Here is an 18,928-nt window from a genome sequence, read left to right as displayed (position 1 = left end):
CACAGGGAAATGTGGATGCTGACTGCTGGCAAGTCCGTGATATTCAGACTCGATATCGAAGGTTTTTCCCATGATCTCCAGGTATACGAATTCAGCGCGAAGGAGGCGCTCAATCGAACCTATGAGGTCGAACTGGACGTGGTCAGCGAACGCCCCGACCTTGATCTCGAATCCTTGCTGCACCGTCCCGCCTTCCTGTGCTTCAGTGCAGACGGCTCCGGCATTCATGGGCAGGTCTATCGAATTGCCCAGGGCGACTCGGGCAAACGTCTGACCCGCTACCAGATCGCGCTGGTGCCGCATCTCGCCTATCTGGCGCATCGGCACAATCAGCGAATCTTCCAGCAACAGAGCGTGCCGCAAATCATCGCCCAAGTGTTGCGAGACCACGGCATGCAAGCGGATGCCTGGCGTTTCCAGCTCAGTGCCGATTATCCGCCTCGGGTCTATTGCGTGCAGTTCGCGGAGACTGACCTGCACTTTATTCAGCGCTTGTGCGAGGAAGAAGGCATTCACTTTCATTTCCAGCACAGCCGCGATGGGCACTTGCTGGTGTTCGGTGATGATCAGAGCGTTTTCCTCCCGCCAGCCCAGCCCACGGTCTATGCACAGGGCAGCGGCATGGTTGCCGACGCGGCAGTGATCGACCGTTTCAACGTGCGCCTGGAAACGCGCACCACGCAGGTCAGTCGCCGTGATTACCACTTTGAAAAACCCAATGTGCAACTGGATGCCGACGCCAAAGAGGCGCGGGTGCCAGCGCTTGAGGATTACGCTTTTCCCGGGCAGTTCACCCACCGTGATCGCGGCAAACACCTGAGCCAGCGAGCCCTTGAACGCCATCGTGCCGATTACCGGCAGAGCCACGGGCGCAGCGACCAGACCCTGCTGCGCAGTGGCAGTTTCGTCGACATGCGTGAACACCCGCGCGACGATTACAACGGTTTATGGCTGCTGACCAGCGTCGATCATCTAGGTCGGCAACCGCAGGTACTGGAGGAGTCGGCGAGTACCGAATGCCCTGCGGATGGCTTGACTCAGGGCTACCGAAACCACTTCATCGCGACGCCTTGGGAGGTCAATTTTCGCCCCGCACTCGCCCATCAAAAATCGCGCATCCACGGCAATCAGCACGCCGTGGTGACGGGGCCGCCAGGCGAAGAAATCTACTGCGATGCCTATGGCCGAGTGAAGGTACAACTGCTGTGGGACCGCGAAGGGCAACGCGATGAGCAATCCAGTTGCTGGCTGCGCGTCACCACCGGCTGGGCCCATGACCGATACGGCAGCGTGCAGATTCCACGCGTCGGCATGGAGGTGCTGGTCGGGTTCACCGAGGGCGACCCGGACAAGCCGTTCGTGCTGGCGTGCTTGCCCAACGCGGTGACACCGGTGCCGCTGGACCTGCCGGCCGAACAGACGCGCAGTATCTTTCGCAGTCAGAGCAGTCCCGGCGGCGGTGGCTACAACGAGCTGCGTATCGAAGACCGCAAAGGCGCCGAAGAAATATCCATTCGCGCACAGCGTGACTTTACGCAACTGGTGCTCAATGACCAGCGCGTGCAAGTCGACCATCAGCGCACCCTGGTCGTAGGCGGTATCAGCAGCCAAGAGCTGCGCAGCGACGAACATCAAATGACCCATGGCAATCGTCTGACCGAGCTCAAGCAGGACGATCACCTGTGGGTACACGGCGACCGTCATATCCGGGTCGGCAGCCAGCGGCTCAGCGCTTCGCAGCACCTGCATTTTGGTGCCACTGCGCAAGTCGTTATCGATGGCGGCACGCAGTTGGTGCTGCAGTGCGGGGGGCATTGGTTGACGCTGGGGCCGGAAGGAATTTTCAGCAGCGTGCCGATTGTTCAGGGCGGTATGCCGGCGGTCGGATTGACGGCAGAGCCGTTGGTGCCAGGGGCGGTGCCCTTGTTGACCGTGGCATTTGAGCCGGTTCAACAGCGACAGGCACTGGTTTCCAAGCGCCCTGCGCGCTGCCAGATTTGCGAGGCCGCGCAAGCATGAGCGTGCTGACTTCTTTTCCAGAGGGTTTGCCTTGGGGCGAGCAGCAGGCCTGTGTACTGCTGGACGGCGCGACGATCATCGATTTGCCGCAGCGTCTGAAACAGATCAGCCCGACGGCCAGCACCCTTGCCCTCTACGACCAACCGCCATTCTCAACATTGCGCGATGTCTCGCCGTTGTTGGTGGCGATCGAGCAACCGAACGATCCATTGGCGCAGTTCTATCTGCACAGCGCGCAGGAGGAGTGGGGCGTGTTGTTGTTCAGTGCCGCGCCGATCCACGGCGTCGCCGAACACCTGCGCAAGCTGATCACCGTCGGATTGCCGAGCGGCCCGGCAGTGCTGTTGCGTCTAGCGGATGCGGCAGTGGCGCAGGCGTTGTTTGCCAGTGCCGATCAGTCTTTGTTCGGGCCTTTGACCTGTGTAGTGACAGCCGACGTCGTCAATGACTTTTGGCACCTTCAGTGGCCCCGGCAGGCGCAGAATCCAGAGCTTGCCGTGCCTTACCGTTTGAGTCCGGAGCAGGACGCTGCGCTGGATCAGGTTGACCGGCGCCGAACGCTGCTTGAGCTCGATGCGCATTTGCTCCGCTACTTTTCTGAGCGCCATAGCGGCGAGAGCCTGGCACAACGCTGGAGCGTACTTGATCAGTTGGAAACTCAAGCGTCTGCCCTTGGCCTCGGCGGGCCATCGGCGTTGTTTTATTACGCCAACATCGTGTTCTGGCTCGGTAGCAGCGAGTTCGCGCAGCATCCGCAAATCCATCACTTGCTCCACACGCCCTCGCTGCAATCACCCGGCGAGCGCGTCGCGCTGGCTGCAGCTTTGGCGCATCAGTGGGCAGCTGAACGAGGTCAATCATGAACCATCCCGCCAACCTCGCTGCTGCCGCCGCGTCCAAAACCCCCATCGGTTCTCCCGGCGCTTGCCCGCTTCGGCAAACCCATGTGCAACTGTTGCCGTTGGCCTATGGCCTGGTGGAAAGAGCTTACGACCCGGTTGCCGAGTTGCAGTTGCCGTATGTCCTGACCGCGCGGCCAATGGGTATTCGCCGGTTACGCGACGGCTGGCTGTACATCATCGACAGCCTCGGTGGCGAGTTGTACGAGTACCGCGTACTCGACGGCATCGTCACCGCGCTTCTGCATCAAGGTAAAACCGTCACGGAAGATCAGCGTGCAGCGATCGAAGAGCGTCCAGCGTTGATCTTTTCGCGCAAGAGCACGCTGTACGTGACGTTTGCCGAGGTGCAACTGAGCGCTGCCAAGTGCCGGCAAGTGCTGGACAGCAGCGAGGAGCGCGAGCACTTCATGCAGGCAGTCGATCTGGGGCCGGTCAATTGCCTGGTTGGCGGCGAGCACTTGTTGACCGTCGAGCAGACCCGGAAATGGCTGGCGGAGGTGGCGGTGGGGGCTGACCCGGTTGCCGAAACCGATACGACGCGAATGCCGGCGGTGCAGGTCAGCGACGCCCCCGAACACGAACGCGAGCCTTATCTGTGGGAGCAGCCGCGACGCTTTCGCGAGGCGCACATCGGCGAGTTTCTCGGTCGGGTGCGCGGGCCTTATCAGGACGACACGCTGTTTCTGCTGGTCAATGATGACTTGGGCGTGATGCGTGATCTGGCCGAGTATCAGGACACCGTGGTCGGCTGGGTCGAAGAGTGGAGCAACAGCGGCAACAATGAACGTGATTATCTGCTGGCCAGTTACATCGAGTCCCTGAGTCAGCTCGGCAGCGAAGATTTCGATGATTTGGCCAAGGCCAGTGACGATCCGCAGGCCAAGGCGTTTTATGCCGAGCTGGAGCAACTGCCCGAGCCGGATCGGGAAAATACGCGCAAGGCGTTGCTTGAGTATTTGAACAAGGGCGGCACGGTTGAGCCCGCTTCTGCGGAGGCAACGCCAGAGCTTTCGCAACTTCGCGAAAAAGCCCTTGATGATACGTTGGCGTTAAATCGATTCGATGGTTTAGCGCCGGACGCCAAGGCTTATGGTCGCGCTACCGCCGAGGCGGATCGACGTTTTTATACGCGCGAGTATTTTGCCGAAGTCGCCCCGCGAGACTTTGTCGAACGGCACCTTTCGACACTGGTCGACCTCGGCAAGGATCAGGATCGGCGCATGCGCGACGTGCTCGACGGGCCGATCCTCAGCGGCAAACGCGGCATCAACGACCTGATCGACCGCCCGGCGATGGACGAAGTCCTCAACCGTCACCGCGACAACCTCGGCCGCTGGAACCGCCTGCTCGAACGCATCACCGCCGACCGCACGCAACTGCTGGTCGCCGGGCGCTTCCATCGTTCGGCCTGGTATTACGACGCGCAAGTGGCGGTGCAAATCGGCCAGGCCCTCAGCACCGAATACGCCTGCCTCAAGGACCTGTGCCGCAGCGACGCGGCCAGCGAACAGATGCTCGGTTTTCTCGAACAGCACCCAGAACTGACCCGCACGTTGTTCTACACCTTGCCGCTGCGCCTGCAAACACAGCAGGCCGGGCAATATTCAACGCTGTTCAACGCCGGCATGGCGATGTTCAACAACCTGCCAGAATGGCTGGCCAAACTGCGCAAAGTCGAGCATCCGCAGTTGCCGGCCCTCGACGAACTGCCCGAACACACTCGCGTCGTCGCGGCAGCCGTGCAGGACACCTACAGCCCGGCGCTGAATCTCGGTCTGACCCGCGTACTGGAAGGGTTCGACCTCTCAGGTGAAAAAGTCCCCGAGCTGGATGAACTGTTCCAGCGCCTGCCCAAAGCTTTGCGCCTGCGCCTCTTCGACGCCGCCAGGACCAGCGGCGTGACCTTCACCGTCGCCAGCCCGGCGGAACAGACCGCGTTGCAAGGCGCGATCAAGGAATTGCTCAGAGAACGCGAACACCTGAAAACCCTCAATCGCGAACGCAACCAGCTCACCCACAACAAAAATCGCCAGGGCCACAAAACGGCGCGGGCGGTGGAATTACAGGAAGAAATCGTGCGGGTGCGGGCGCAATTGGCGCTGTTCGAAGGACGTTTGGCAGCGGCGTTGAGCCCGATTGAAGAACTGCCGGATCGCTCGGCGCGGTTGTATGGCGCAACGCCTGCAAGAGCGGGGGTGACGGTGGTGTTTCCGCCGGCGCAGCAGGGGGAGTTGAGGAGCTTGTTGGGGAATATTCGGTTGGGCGTGAGTGGGGTGTCGGCGGGGAGTTTGGTGAAGACGGAAGGGATGGGGTTGGTGGTGGTTTTGGTGCAGGTGGTGAATTTGGTGGGGGCTATTAAAGAACTGACCAAACAGACCAAAAACAAGCGGGTGTGGGCTCCACTTTACAGTGCATTGGCGAGTACTGGAGCCGCAGGGTTCACTGCGGCTCAAAGTCTCGCTGATACAGCATTGAAAGCTAGGAGCAATGCGCTTATTGCTGCGCTTCAATCCCATGCCTTGCAGCACTTATATGTACAAATGGGAAAGGCGCACGTAGGACTAGGCTTTTTAAACTACTTCTTAGGTTTAGTGGCTTCCACAAGTAGTCTTCGCACGCAAAACAGAAACTGGCAGCAGGCCACTCGAAGTGGAAATCGAGCGGCAATGAGTAGTGCAGCGCTTGGTACATTCGGCGCAGTTGGAATGGTGACGGTAAACGCCTATGGCTTGAGTAACACTGCGCACGCCACGTTCAAGGTGTTAACTGCACCGAATCGTACAGCGCGAACTGCTGCTTGGGCTGCCGCAGGCACACGTCTGTCTAGTGTATTTTTCCGTTTCAATCTAGCGGGGGCGCTGTTCACTGTGCTGGAACTAGGCGGCACCTGGCTATTCAACCGCTATAACCTCAACGCTCATGATGAATGGCTGAAAATCACGCCTTGGAGCCGGGATACGGAAATGCGCGGCGACCACTCCCTGGAGGACTATCAAAGCTATCTGGCCTTTCTGATCCACGCGCCTTATGCGCAACTTGGCCCAAATCCGTACGACTCCTGGTTGAAAAACCTTTTGTTCAAAGCCAAGCCCAGCGATATCCATCTAGTGCTCCCCAGACTTACGCTGAGTGATCTGCTGCGTCCGCTTGGCGGTAAGTCGACACATCGCCTAGGCATCGGCGCTCACCGAATTTCCATGCCATTACACAATCAAGGAGCGCCGCGAGAACGCAAGGATGTAATCAGCGATGAGGTCGCTAGTAGCTTGCGCATCGTCAAGTCATCAGCAGAGGGGTTGGTGCTTTGTCTTCAGTACCCGGTGGATCCCGATTCTGAATTCACTCCAGCAAAAGAAACGCTAGAGCTGGCAGTTTGCGTCCAAAAATTGAACGACAAAGGCGAGTGGGCGTCGAGAACCCATGTGATACATCTGGATCCGAAGGGGGATGGTCATTTTTCAGTGGTTGCTCCTGAGTCAGTAAAAGAAAAACCACCGGTTTTACTTGTTGAGACCCAGTTTTTAGAGCAGGCCGATCATGCCGAATAATCTCGTTCAGCCAATAGGTATGCCGCAGGCTGAACAACCACGGAAAGCAGGCGACATCGAACCGTTCTCAAGTGGAAAAGTTACTTATCTCGCTCCGCTGCCCCTACCAACTCAGATGCCACCATACGGCCCACATATAGGTGAACTGAATGATGGTTACATGGACTTTGGGTTGGGTTCACCGCAAGTCTTTTCATGGCAGGTCGTATTGGGTGGGCCATTGAGTGGCACTTTCATGGCCGCCTGTTTGTTCCCTCTCATCGGCGGTTTCATTTTCCTTTTATTTGGCATGGGATGGGATGACGTCTCTCACGCCATAGTGGGACTTTTTCATGAGGCTTACGGAGTATCTTTAATGGCAGGCTTTCTAAGCCTCTTCATAGGCCTTGCCGTCTGGCACCACAACCACAAAAAACGCGCCCACATCATCCCAACCCGCTTCAACCGCCAACGCCGCGAAGTCTGCTTCATGCCCGAAGGCGCCACAGACCCCGTCTTCGTCCCCTGGGAATCCCTCTCCGCCTGGGTCATCGAAGCGCAAGGCGCGACCCAGTACGGCATCCACCGCCAATACGGCATGGGCATCGGCTTCTACCACGGCGAAACCCTCACCAGCCTCGAGTTCCCCTGCGCCGGGCTGCTGCTCGCCATCAGCCACTGGGAAGCGATTCGCGGTTACATGGAATACGAAGTCAACGACCTCAAATCCATACAGGACCTGCAAGACCTGCAAGGCCCCGACGACCCACCCCACGAAGGCCTGCACACTTTTCGCAATGCTCGCACGCGCATGCACCAGCAAATCCGCGACGGCTCACGCACTCGGCTGTCCGGGTTTTTCTGGTACCTCTACCACGTCATGACGTTGTGGACGATCCCCAACCACCTCGTCGAATGGGAAGTGCGTCGCCTCGAAAGAATCGGCAAACAAGCGCTGCCCGACGTCATGCGCGAATGGTCGGAACCGCTGCCGCGAGACCAATGGGCCAAACCCAGTGAAGAGCTGCTGCGGCTGACCGAACAAGTACGGCAAATGCAAAAGCGCCAGCCACATCGACCAATCACCGAAATTTTTGCGCAGGTGCAGCGCGAGCGTTAACAGAGCAAAAAACCGCAGGCTGCGATTTTTTGATCGTGCGCACTAAGGTAAAGCCAAATATCGCAAACAGAGACGTACAGTTTGCGCAGTTCGATGCGGAGCCGGCGGGGGGAGCAGTGGCCGTTGGTTTTTCATCAAAAAATCTCTTGCGCCCTTCAGTGCCGTTTGCGGTGGCTGGTTGATTGCATTCGCGAGCAGGCTCGCTCCCACAGGGGAGTGCGGTGCAAATGTGGGAGCGAGCCTGCTCGCGAAGGGGCCGCTCGGTCAGTGCAAAAATCTGCTGCGTCGCGCTCTGCTAGAATCGGCCCCATCAACAGCCTGAGACTCCCCCATGAGCGAGCCGATTCGTCTGACCCAATACAGCCACGGCGCCGGTTGCGGCTGCAAGATTTCCCCACAGGTGCTGGAAGTGATTCTGGCCGGCAGCGGTGCGCAGAATCTCGACCCGAAACTGTGGGTCGGCAACGCCTCGCGCGATGATGCGGCGGTCTACGAGATCGATGCCGAACGCGGTGTGGTCTCGACCACGGACTTCTTCATGCCGATCGTCGATGACCCGTTCGACTTCGGCCGCATTGCCGCGACCAACGCGATCAGCGACATCTATGCGATGGGCGGTGATCCGCTGATGGCCATTGCGATCCTCGGCTGGCCAGTGAATGTGCTGGCCCCGGAAGTGGCGCGCGAAGTGATTCGCGGTGGCCGCGCGGTATGCGACGCGGCGGGCATTCCACTGGCGGGCGGGCATTCGATCGATGCGCCGGAGCCGATCTTCGGCCTCGCTGTCACCGGCCTGGTGGAAAAACGCCACATGAAGCGCAACGACACCGCCACCGCCGGCTGCCTGTTGTACCTGACCAAACCGCTGGGCATCGGCATCCTTACCACCGCCGAGAAGAAGGGCAAGTTGCGCCATAGCGACGTCGGTGTGGCTCGCGACTGGATGTGCACCCTGAACAAACCCGGCAGCCGTTTCGGCAAACTTGCCGGCGTTACTGCCATGACCGACGTTACCGGTTTCGGTCTGCTCGGGCATTTGGTGGAAATGGCCGATGGCAGCAGGCTCACCGCGCGCATTGCCTATGACCGAGTACCGCGCCTGGAGAGTGTCGAGTATTACCTCGATCAGGGCTGCGTGCCCGGCGGAACGCTGCGCAATTTCGACAGCTATGCAAGCAAGGTCGGCCGCGTGCAAGAGCTGCACAAACGCGTGCTCTGCGACCCGCAAACCAGCGGTGGCCTGCTGATCGCGGTGACGCCTGAAGGCAATGAAGAATTCCTCGCCGTCGCCGCCGAACTGGGCCTGAACCTTGCGCCAATCGGCGAACTGGTTGAGCGACAGACGAACGCAGTCGAGGTGATTTGATGCTCCGCGACTGCACCGACTACCGTGACATTTTCCTCAACGACCGGCCGCTGATGGACGCCCGCGCGCCGATCGAGTTTCACAAGGGCGCGTTCCCCGGCGTGGTCAACCTGCCGCTGATGAACGACGTCGAACGGCAGAAGATCGGTACCTGCTACAAGCAGCACGGTCAGCAGGCCGCCATCGAATTGGGTCATCAACTGGTGTCTGGTGCGGTGAAAACCGAGCGCATTCAGAACTGGGCCGATTTTGCCCGTGCCCATCCTGACGGTTATCTCTATTGTTTTCGCGGCGGCCTGCGCTCGCAGATCACCCAGCAATGGCTGCGTGACGAGGCCGGCATCGACTATCCGCGCGTCGGCGGTGGTTACAAGGCGATGCGCAACTTCCTCATCGACACCCTTGAGCAGGCCATCGCGCAATGTGATTTCGTCTTGCTGGGCGGCATGACCGGCACTGGCAAGACCGAAGTGCTGGTGCAACTGCAAAACGGCCTGGACCTTGAAGGTCACGCCAACCATCGCGGCTCAAGCTTCGGCAAGCGCGCCACCGGGCAGCCGTCGAACATCGATTTTGAAAACCGTCTGGCCATCGACATCCTCAAGAAACGTGACGCGGGGTTTGCGCAGTTTGTGCTGGAAGACGAGAGCCGGGTGGTCGGTAGCTGTGCCTTGCCGCTGCCGCTGTATCAGGGCATGCAGCAGTACCCGATGGTCTGGCTGGAAGACCGTTTTGAAGACCGCGTCGAGCGGATTCTGCGGGACTATGTGGTCGATCTGTCGGCGGAGTTTGTGGCCGTGCACGCAGAGGAGGGTTTTACCTTGTTCTCGGAGCGCCTGTTGGAAAGCCTCAACAATGTGCAAAAGCGCCTGGGTGGCGAGCGCCATCGGCGAATGCTGATTTTGATGGAAGACGCGTTGGCGGAGCAGGGGCGCAGTGGCGGAGTAGATCTGCATCGCGGCTGGATCGAAGGCTTGCTGCGTGAGTATTACGACCCGATGTATGTGTTTCAGCGCGAGAAGAAGGGCGGGCGGATCGAGTTTGCCGGGGAGCGTGGGGCGGTGCTGGAGTATTTGCGCGAGCGGGTGAATCAGAAGGTTTGAGGTTGTTGCGGCTGGCCTCTTCGCGAGCAAGCTCGCTCCCACATTGGATCTGCGTGAAATACAAATCCCCTGTGGGAGCGAGCCTGCTCGCGAAAGGGCCAGGCCACACAAAACTCAGGTCGGACAGGTTTCCTTGCCATGATCCAGCCCCTGCTTGTAACTATGGCTCTGCAGACTGGCCTTGCCGTTGTGCCAGGTCAGGGTCAATACATACAACGAATCAAAGTCGTTGCCCGCCCAATCATCGGTGATGTTCTGCTTCTCGCCGACCGCTTTGCCTGCCACCTTGTTGATCAGCTCCGGCAGATAGCCGTGGGACCAGGCGGTGTAGATCGTCGAGTTGTGATACTTGTCTTCCAGCAGTTCGCGGGCCAGATCGCTGGTGTCGTTGGCCGAGAACTCGATGTTCACCGGCAGGCCGAGCTTGATCGCCGCCGGGCTGATGGTCATCAGCGGCCGAATATAGCTGTAGGAATTGTCCAGCTCACCTTCCTCGACATTGCGCGTCGGGTTGGCGGCAAACACGTAATCGGCTTTGCCGAATTTTTCCGGCAGCAGCGTCGACAGGTCGATGGCGCGGTTCAGGCCCTGACAGTTGAGCTGGCCGAGACCACCTTCGGGCTTCTCCGCGTGGCGCAGGAACACCAGCGTCTGGGTGCCGTCCACCGGTTGCGCGCGGCTTTCGCTGGACTCCAGCGACAGGAACAGCGCACTGACGGCCAGCAGGGAAGGCAGGGCCACATACGCGCGGTGTTTGAAACGTTTGGCGAATCGCATAAGGATCGTCATGAAATAAAAGGTTCTTCAGCAAATTCGGTTAAGGCTGACAAACCTTTACACCGCGGGCTCCCAGCACCGGGTGTTTTCCCTGTCATGAACGGCTTCCTTTGCAATAAAGGCATAGCTCAGAGTCCCCTGAGGCCGATTTGGTTCGATCCATCCGAGTGCGTGGCACTTTAGCGGCAAACTTCCACGGCTTGGGCACAGGTTAGCGACAGGATGTTACGGTTCGAAGCGGCTGTAGACGACCTTTTGATCCCTATCCACAAGAACGCATAAAACGACCACGCAGGTGCAATACATATGTACCGCACCTGGCGATTTGTAATCGATTGCAATGGCGCAGGTGCAATGGCGTTTATCGCGACGTCTGCCCGGCTTTTCGTTTGGCAATTTTCTTGAATAGGGATTTTCATGGTCATCGTTCGTAATACCGCCACCTCCTCGTCGCCCGGCCTCGGACCGGGAGACGCAGGCACGGGTCGTAAAAGGGGCCGCGGCGTGCTCCCCGGTGACGGGCCCGCGAGGAAGACTTCTCACTTTGATGACAATCAAGTGCAGGAGCCTGCTGCCAATCAACCGGAATCGCTGGCCCGTGTCAGGCTTTCTCCATTGAAGTCTGCCGAGGTTTTGCCGATTGGTTCTGTTGTCCGGTCACTTGACGACTATCGCTTGAAAGCGCCCGCCAGCTTGCCTGCGGCCAATGCACAGGGCTTGAGGGTGATCAAGGATCGGCTGTACGCAGATATCGCCCCGGGCGAGATCGTTCTGGTTCGGCAAACCGCGACAACCGGCGAGTATCGGGCGACGTTGACCTCTGAGTTGACCGCTTCGGGGCCGGCGCTGGCCTATGATCCGCAAAACAGGCTATGGAAGTTTGAAGGCCCTCAATCGCCCCCTGACAAGGGCGATGTCATTGATATCGATATTGATGAGCTGATTCGCGGTTTCAGTAATGATTCGCCGCAGAAAAACCGGGCTCATGATGGTAACGACGACTCGATCGAGCGCGATACGTTAATGGATGTCACTCTGGTTGCCCGTGGGTTGACTCGGTTTTCGCCCCGACAGGCCGAACTCATTCGCTCGGAGTTGCGAGTGGTCGAAACCGTGTTCTCTGATGCCAACGACGTCATCGCCATGAAGCTGCCAGACGCCGATACGGTTTACGAAAACTTTTTTGGCGCTGACCACCGAACCATTGCCGCGCAATTCGCTGATTCAGTCGCGCGCGGCCTGGCGCTTTCGAGGGAGTATCAAGGTGTCTGGGGCGGCGATAAATTCATCGGCGTCGATATCGACAACCAGAGCTCGGCATGGATGTACAAAAGGGATTTTCATGGTCGGTTCTTCATCAATCGCAAATTCATGAAGCGCGGTATGTTGAGTGTGTCGTTGGGCCATGAAATGTTGCACACCAACAGAGTCGATCGATTCAAGGCCATCGGGCCGAACGCTGCCGATTTTTTCTATCTGCACGATAATCTGCAGACTTTGCTGGATTCGGACCCGCAGATTGTTTACGACCTCTCGGAGCGCAGCGTTTCCGACGCGATCATGCGCGGTGGGCTGACTGCCGAGTACATGAAAGCCACCAGTGACTATCACGACAGCTTCCTGTTCGGTGTCAGCGATTACCTGGGAATTGCCGACGATGTGGAGCTCGATGAGGCGGTAGGGCTGTTCAATGCCAATTCGCAACTGCGCGCGCACATGGCCGCGAACAATGCCGACAGCATTTTTTTTGCGGCCAAAAGCCTGCAAGCGTGGTATCGCAGCAAAATTGAATACATGCGGCTGGATAGCCTTATCGATGAATGATGCCGGTGAGCATCGGCCAAAAGCTCACAGCCTGCGGCGGCTCTGAATTATGATCTGGCTTTAAATTGTGACTGGATGCTTCCCATGACCGATCTGTCCGCGTTCCCGATCACCCAGAAATGGCCGGCGCAGTACCCTGACTGGATTCAGCTCTATTCCTTGCCAACGCCCAACGGCGTCAAAGTCTCGATCATGCTCGAAGAAATCGGCCTGCCGTACGAGCCGCACAAGGTCGCATTCGACAGCAACGATCAGTTGTCAGCCGAGTTCCTCTCGCTGAACCCGAACAACAAGATCCCGGCGATCCTCGACCCCCACGGTCCCGAGGATCAGCCGCTGCCGCTGTTCGAATCCGGTGCGATTCTGATTTATCTAGCCGACAAGAGCGGTCAGTTGCTCGCGCAGGAAGGCGCGCAGCGCTACGAAACCATCCAGTGGCTGATGTTCCAGATGGGCGGCATCGGCCCGATGTTCGGCCAGCTCGGTTTCTTCAACAAATTCGCCGGCAAGGATTATGAGGACAAGCGTCCGCGTGATCGTTACGTCGATGAAAGCAAACGTCTGCTCAAAGTGCTCGATGGTCGGCTTGAGGGCCGAGACTGGATCATGGGTGAGCGCTATACGATCGCCGATATCGCGACGTTCCCGTGGGTGCGTAACTTGATCGGGTTCTATGAGGCCGGTGATCTGGTCGGCATCAGCAACTTCCCGAATGTCACCCGCGTGCTGGAGCGATTTCTCGCGCGTCCGGCCGTGGTTCGAGGCCTGACCATTCCCTCATGATTTTCGAGATGTCCAAATAACCCTGTGGGAGCGAGCTTGCTCGCGAATGCGGTGTATCAGAAACAGATAAGTTGACTGATTCGACGTATTCGCGAGCAAGCTCGCTCCCACAGGGGATTCGGGTGTGCTTGAGGATTATTACACCCCCGGTAATGCACTCTTGATTGATCCAGGTTTGTACCGCGCCCCTCGCAAGGCATAAGCTTCGCCCCCTACGACTTTCGTCTCATCTGCCGTTTTCAGGAAAGGCCCCATGTCCAGTCAGTTCCCCGAAGCACGTCCCCGCCGTCTGCGCCGCAATGCGAGCCTGCGCAGCCTGTTCCAGGAAACCGAGTTCAGTCTGAATGATCTGGTGCTGCCGATTTTCGTCGAAGAAGAAATCGACGACTTCGTGCCGATCAACAGCATGCCCGGGGTGATGCGCATTCCCGAGCGCAAACTGGCCAGCGAAATCGAGCGTTATGCGCGTGCCGGCATCAAATCGGTGATGACCTTCGGCGTGTCGCACCATCTGGACAGCAACGGCAGCGACACTTGGCGCGAAGACGGTCTGGTTTCGCGCATGTCGCGGATTGCCAAAGATGCCGTGCCGGAAATGATCGTGATGTCCGACACCTGCTTCTGCGAATACACCGATCACGGCCACTGCGGTGTGATGCACAACCATGAGGTCGACAATGATCAGACCCTGATCAACCTTGGCAAACAAGCCGTGGCGGCAGCCCGCGCCGGTGCAGATGTGATCGCGCCATCGGCAGCGATGGACGGTCAGGTGCGGGCGATTCGTCAGGCGCTGGATGCGGCCGGATTTACTCAGATTCCGATCATGGCCTACTCGACCAAATTTGCCTCGGCGCTTTACGGCCCGTTCCGCGAGGCCGGTGGCAGCGCGCTGAAGGGCGACCGCAAAAGCTACCAGATGAACCCGATGAACCGCCGCGAAGCCCTGCGCGAATCGCTGTTGGATGAACAGGAAGGCGCCGATGCGCTGATGGTCAAACCGGCCGGTGCGTACCTCGACATCATCCGCGATATTCGCGAGGCCTCGAACCTGCCGCTGGCGGCGTATCAGGTCAGTGGCGAGTACGCGATGATCAAGTTCGGCGCACAGGCCGGTGCGATTGATGAAGATCGTGTGGTGCGTGAAAGCCTGGGCGCGATCAAGCGCGCGGGTGCGGATCTGATCTTCACTTACTTTGCGATGGATCTGGCACTGGCCGGGATCTAACCCCCACCGTATAACCCTGAGGGAGCGAGCTTGCTCGCGAAAGCGGTGTATCAGTTGACATGAATGTTGACTGACACGACGCCTTCGCGAGCAGGCTCGCTCCCACATTTGATTTGTGGTGTGTCAGGGGCAGTTGAAGAATGGCCGGATGCCGTGATCGCGGAAATAGCGTTCGATGACTTTTGGGTCGGCACTGTTCTCGGCAATCGCCACATAGGTATCCGGGCGCAGCAGATAAAAGCCGTTACGCCCCAACCCCGCCGTTTCAAACGCCGGGCGCCAGTCGAACACATGCAGCGGCAGGTGATGTTCCTGGCACCAGGCGATCATTTCGTCGCTGGTGTCGCCGTACACATGCACCTGCCAGCACGGCTGTCGCAGCGGTTCGTAATTGTCTCCCTCACCATCATGCGCCCACGGCAAGCGATCGCCGCCGTGGACGTGGCCGGCTGCGCCCTGGCTCAGCGGCATGCCACGATAGTTGAGGGTGACTTGCGACACCGTGCGAAAGAGGAATTCGCGACTGGCCTCGAACGAGGCCATTTTCGGGATCAGAAACGGCGCCACACGCATGCGCAGCAAGTCAGCCATGCGCCCCTCGGCGGTGACGAAGCTGAAGACTTTATCGGTGGTCGACACCAGCCTGCGGGCGAAGGCAATGCGTTCGGTTTCGTAGCTGTCGAGCAAACTCGGCTCGGCGCCGCCGCCGAGCACTGCGGCGAGTTTCCACGCCAGGTTGATCGCGTCGCCAATCCCGGTGTTCATGCCCTGACCGCCCGCCGGGCTGTGCACATGGGCGGCATCGCCGAGCAGAAACGTACGGCCACTGCGAAAGTGCTCAGCCACGCGGTGATGCACGCGGTAGGTCGAGAACCAGTGGACGTCTTCGATATGCACTTTCAGGTGTTCGATGGCGCGGCTGCTGACATCGGAAAATTCCAGGGTTTCGGCGCGATCTGCGCGTTCGTCACGCACGGTGCCGATCAGACGGGCACGGCCTTCGCCGGCCAGTGGAAACACGGCGAGGAAGTCCGCTTCATCCAGATCCAGGTGCAGTTCGCCGTTCATCGCCGGACCGCTGGCCTTGACGTCCGCCACGTAGAAAATCTGCTGGTACGTTCCACCGGGGAAGCCCGTGTCGAGGGTTTTGCGCACCACTGAGCGGGCACCATCACAACCGGCCAGATAACACGCCTGGCAGATTTCCTGTTCGCCATCGGGCAGGCGCAAGTGCGCGGTGAGGCCTTCGCCGGTTTCTTCGAAGCTTTCCAGCGCGGTGTCGCGTTCGACCGTGACGCCATAGTCTTCGAGGCGTTCGATCAACAGCCGTTCGTGTTGATCCTGCGGGAAGATTTCGACGAACGCGTAGGGCGTCAGGCCTTCGCCGATGCGGTTCAGCGGCAATTGCGCGACCGGTTTGCCGCTGACCCAGAAATTCGCCGCCGCCACGCGATGACCGTTGCGCACGATAGTGTCGGCGAGGTCCTGTTGCCGGTACAACTCGAGGGTGCGCGCCTGTACCGCCAGCGCTCGTGAAGTGGTGCCGGGTGCGGAGGTTTTATCGATGATGCGCACGCGCACGCCAAGTTTGCTCAGCCACAGGGCCAGCACCAGCCCGGTCGGGCCGGCGCCGATGATCAGGACGTCGCTGCGGTTCATGGGGCTGTCCTCCGTTTGCTGTGCAGCAAGTATGGATCAGGAGGAGAGGGTGGCCAGTTGATCGGCCAGGCGGAAAAGGCCCCGTAGTAGTGAGGCCTGTTTTCAGGTGTTCGGCAGGAAGGTTTCGGCGGTAGTGAAATTTACCCCCTCACCCCAGCCCTCTCCCCCAAGGGGGCGAGGGGGAAAGGGAGCCGATTTGGGTGCCTTTCAAAACCTGAGTTCGACACGATGGTTCAGGTCGGCGTAACTCGAAAGAACACCGCAATCAGTCCCCTCTCCCTCCGGGAGAGGGCTAGGGTGAGGGGCTTTTAAGCCTTAGAAATCAATAGTGCCGGACAACTTCGCCACTCGCGGTTCACCCTGAGTCAGATAACCACCCTGAGCCGATTCCCAATACTTCTTGTTCGCCAGATTCTCCACGCCCAGACGCACGGTCACGTCCTTCTCCGAGACCTTGAACGCATAACGCGCGCCCGCATCGAAACGGTTCCAGGTCGGCAGGCTGAGGTTGTTCGCCGCGTCGGCGTATTGACCGCCAGTGCGCAGCATCCGCGCATTCAGCGCTACGCCTTGCAGGCCCGGTACATCCCAGTCAGCGCCGGCGTTGAACTGGAAGGTCGGCACGCCGATCGCATGGTTGCCGTCGTTGGCGCCGTTGAGGGTGTTTTTCAGTTCGGTGTCCATCAGGGTCAAGCCGCTGATCAGGCGCAGGCCCTGGATAGGCTCGCCGAACACGTTCATTTCCACGCCTTTGTTGACCTGCTCGCCTTCACGCACGTAGGTGCAGGTGGTGGCGCTGTCGATTTCGCAGTAACCATCGCTCGGCTGTTCGATGCGATAAACACCCAGGCTCGCGCCGTAAGTGCCCATGTCGACTTTCACCCCGACTTCGGTCTGCTTGGAACGGGCGGGGGCGTAGACTTCGTTGCCGTTGGTCACGCGGAAGCCGCCAGAGCTGGTCGGCGAAGTCGGGCCCTGGGCCAGACCTTCGATGTGGTTGGCGTAGAACGACACGTGTTCCCATGGCTTGAACACCACGCCATACACCGGCGTGGTGATCGATTCATCGTAGCTAGAGGAGCGCGGGCCGCTGCCATAGCTGGCGTAGCTGTAACCCTGCACGACCAACTGCTGACGACGCAGGCCGGCGGTGACCAGCAGGCGATCATCGAAGAAACCGAGGGTGTCGGAAATTGCGATGCTGCGGTTGAAGGTTTTGCCGACGATGCCAGGGTCATTCAAGTCGCCGCCGGAAAAGTTGCCCACTGGCGACGGTGTTTGCACCGGGTGGTAGATGTTGTTGGCGTACCGGGTCAGGTCGAAATCATAGGCGCTGCGCTGTTCAGCCCAGATGCCGGTCAGGCCGAAATTGAGTTTGTGGCTGACCGGGCCGGTGTTGAATTTGCCGTTGAGGCCGGCCATGACGCTGGTGTTGTCTTCGTCGTGCGGAATGAACGAGCCGGTGGTGAACGACGCGCCGTTGTTACCGACCAGCGTGGTCGAGTTGTAGCGGCCGACTTCGCGGGTGTGCTTGGCGCCACCGGCCGCGTAGGCGGTCCAGTTGTCGTTCAGGTCGTACTCGGCGCGGAGCATGCCGAAGGTATCTTCGATCTCGGTGAAGCCCCACTTCGGCGCGTAGTTGGTGTCGGCCGATGGCGCATCCGGAATCTGCGTGGCAGTGCCGAGGTTGACCGAGTTGCGGCCACCGTTGACGCGCTCTTTCTGGTAGGCGAAGTCGCCGGAGATGCGCAGGGCGTCACCGCGATAGTCGAGGCCGATGGCGAACAGTTTCGAACGCTGGTTTTCGTGGTCGATACCGGTGTCGCCTTCACGCTGGGACAGGTTGATGCGGGCACCGAAGCGGTTGTCTTCACCGAAGCGCTGGCCGATGTCGAAGTGATGACCGATGCGGCCTTCGCTGTTGATGTCGGTGGTGTAACGACGCAGCGGCACGTCACCGGCGCGTTTCGGTTGCAGATTGACGCCACCGCCAATGCCGGAGCCGGTCGGGGTCACACCGTTGATAAAGGCGTTCGGGCCTTTGAACACTTCCACGCGCTCCAGCGCATCGGTGGAAATGATCTGCCGTGGCAGCACGCCGTACAGGCCGTTATAGGAAATATCATCGCCATTCAGCGGCAAGCCGCGAATCATGAAGACCTGCGCCTGGTTGGAGAAACCCGAGGCCTGACGTACCGACGAATCGTTGAGCAGCACGTCGGCGACGTTTTCGGCTTGCTGATCCTGGATCAGTTGTTCGGTGTAGGAGGCGGCGCTGAACGGCACGTCCATCATGTCCTGATTGCCCAGCACGCCAAGTTGACCACCGCGTGCGACCTGACCACCGCTGTAAACCGGGGGCAGGGCGTTGGGTGTTGGGGCCTGGGCGTTGACGTTGACGTCGTCGAGCACCAGCGCTTTGGTATCGCCTTCGGCGGCGTAAGCGGTGACAGTCAGGGAGCACAGCAGGGCGAGAAGCGTCGGGCGAAACGGGACGGCGAGTCGAGCTGGAGCGGGCATGTATGTACCTGGAGGCGCACGGCCAGTGAGAAAAATAAGGGCGGCGCGGGAACTCCTTGCGCAAATGCGACTCCAGGTGCAAATGATAGAATTTCTCAGT

The 18,928-nt window shown here is 59.4% G+C and carries 12 protein-coding genes; 9 read left to right on the top strand and 3 right to left on the bottom strand.

Annotated features, from left to right (window positions below; genetic code table 11):
• Positions 1-15: 15 nt before the first annotated feature.
• The 6 genes from ACZZ0G_RS01620 to mnmH all read left to right on the top strand — a co-directional run bounded on the left by ACZZ0G_RS01620 (position 16) and on the right by mnmH (position 10,037).
• The gene (locus ACZZ0G_RS01620) at positions 16-2,019 is read left to right on the top strand and encodes a type VI secretion system Vgr family protein (RefSeq protein ID WP_463555066.1); all 2,004 of its coding nucleotides are present in this window, start codon (positions 16-18) and stop codon (positions 2,017-2,019) included.
• A complete protein-coding gene (locus ACZZ0G_RS01615; RefSeq protein ID WP_463555065.1) occupies positions 2,016-2,882 on the top strand; it encodes a DUF4123 domain-containing protein in 867 nt (288 codons plus the stop codon). The genes ACZZ0G_RS01620 and ACZZ0G_RS01615 overlap by 4 nt, the downstream gene beginning before the upstream one ends.
• The gene (locus ACZZ0G_RS01610) at positions 2,879-6,469 is read left to right on the top strand and encodes a toxin VasX (protein ID WP_463555064.1); all 3,591 of its coding nucleotides are present in this window, start codon (positions 2,879-2,881) and stop codon (positions 6,467-6,469) included. Before ACZZ0G_RS01615 ends, ACZZ0G_RS01610 begins: the two co-directional genes overlap by 4 nt.
• 355 nt (positions 6,470-6,824) lie before the next feature.
• Positions 6,825-7,568, top strand: a complete 744-nt coding sequence (locus ACZZ0G_RS01605) for a hypothetical protein (protein ID WP_463555063.1) — start codon at positions 6,825-6,827, stop codon at positions 7,566-7,568.
• Between the two features lie 331 nt (positions 7,569-7,899).
• Positions 7,900-8,934 carry a selenide, water dikinase SelD gene (gene selD / locus ACZZ0G_RS01600; protein WP_463555062.1) on the top strand — a complete coding sequence of 345 codons (1,035 nt, stop codon included), beginning with the start codon at positions 7,900-7,902 and terminating at the stop codon, positions 8,932-8,934.
• Positions 8,934-10,037 (top strand): tRNA 2-selenouridine(34) synthase MnmH, encoded by a 1,104-nt coding sequence (gene mnmH / locus ACZZ0G_RS01595; protein WP_463555061.1) that lies wholly within the window; start codon positions 8,934-8,936, stop codon positions 10,035-10,037. The genes selD and mnmH overlap by 1 nt, the downstream gene beginning before the upstream one ends.
• 114 nt (positions 10,038-10,151) lie before the next feature.
• Here mnmH and ACZZ0G_RS01590 read toward each other — a convergent pair whose 3' ends face one another.
• Positions 10,152-10,826 (bottom strand): histidine phosphatase family protein, encoded by a 675-nt coding sequence (locus ACZZ0G_RS01590; RefSeq protein WP_099756731.1) that lies wholly within the window; start codon positions 10,824-10,826, stop codon positions 10,152-10,154.
• A gap of 405 nt (positions 10,827-11,231) precedes the next feature.
• On the opposite strand from ACZZ0G_RS01590, the gene ACZZ0G_RS01585 reads away from it, so the two are divergent.
• The 3 genes from ACZZ0G_RS01585 (at position 11,232) to hemB (ending at position 14,649) form a co-directional block, all read left to right on the top strand.
• Positions 11,232-12,638: a hypothetical protein gene (locus tag ACZZ0G_RS01585; protein ID WP_463555060.1), complete on the top strand. Its 1,407-nt coding sequence runs from the start codon at positions 11,232-11,234 to the stop codon at positions 12,636-12,638.
• Positions 12,639-12,722: 84 nt separating this feature from the next.
• The gene (locus ACZZ0G_RS01580) at positions 12,723-13,421 is read left to right on the top strand and encodes a glutathione binding-like protein (RefSeq protein ID WP_463395540.1); all 699 of its coding nucleotides are present in this window, start codon (positions 12,723-12,725) and stop codon (positions 13,419-13,421) included.
• Between the two features lie 253 nt (positions 13,422-13,674).
• Positions 13,675-14,649, top strand: coding sequence for a porphobilinogen synthase (gene hemB / locus ACZZ0G_RS01575; RefSeq protein ID WP_038363454.1), 975 nt, complete (start codon positions 13,675-13,677; stop codon positions 14,647-14,649).
• Between the two features lie 123 nt (positions 14,650-14,772).
• On the opposite strand, the gene ACZZ0G_RS01570 is transcribed toward hemB, so the two are convergent.
• Both ACZZ0G_RS01570 and ACZZ0G_RS01565 read right to left on the bottom strand, forming a co-directional pair.
• The gene (locus ACZZ0G_RS01570) at positions 14,773-16,308 is read right to left on the bottom strand and encodes an FAD-dependent oxidoreductase (RefSeq protein ID WP_463555059.1); all 1,536 of its coding nucleotides are present in this window, start codon (positions 16,306-16,308) and stop codon (positions 14,773-14,775) included.
• A 315-nt stretch (positions 16,309-16,623) separates the two neighbouring features.
• Positions 16,624-18,828, bottom strand: coding sequence for a TonB-dependent receptor (locus ACZZ0G_RS01565; RefSeq protein ID WP_463555058.1), 2,205 nt, complete (start codon positions 18,826-18,828; stop codon positions 16,624-16,626).
• Positions 18,829-18,928 lie beyond the last annotated feature (100 nt).

Source organism: Pseudomonas sp. AC169 (genome assembly GCF_979258515.1).
The sequence above is the reverse complement of the archived record's forward strand: the minus strand, read 5'-3'. Positions and strand labels throughout refer to the sequence as shown.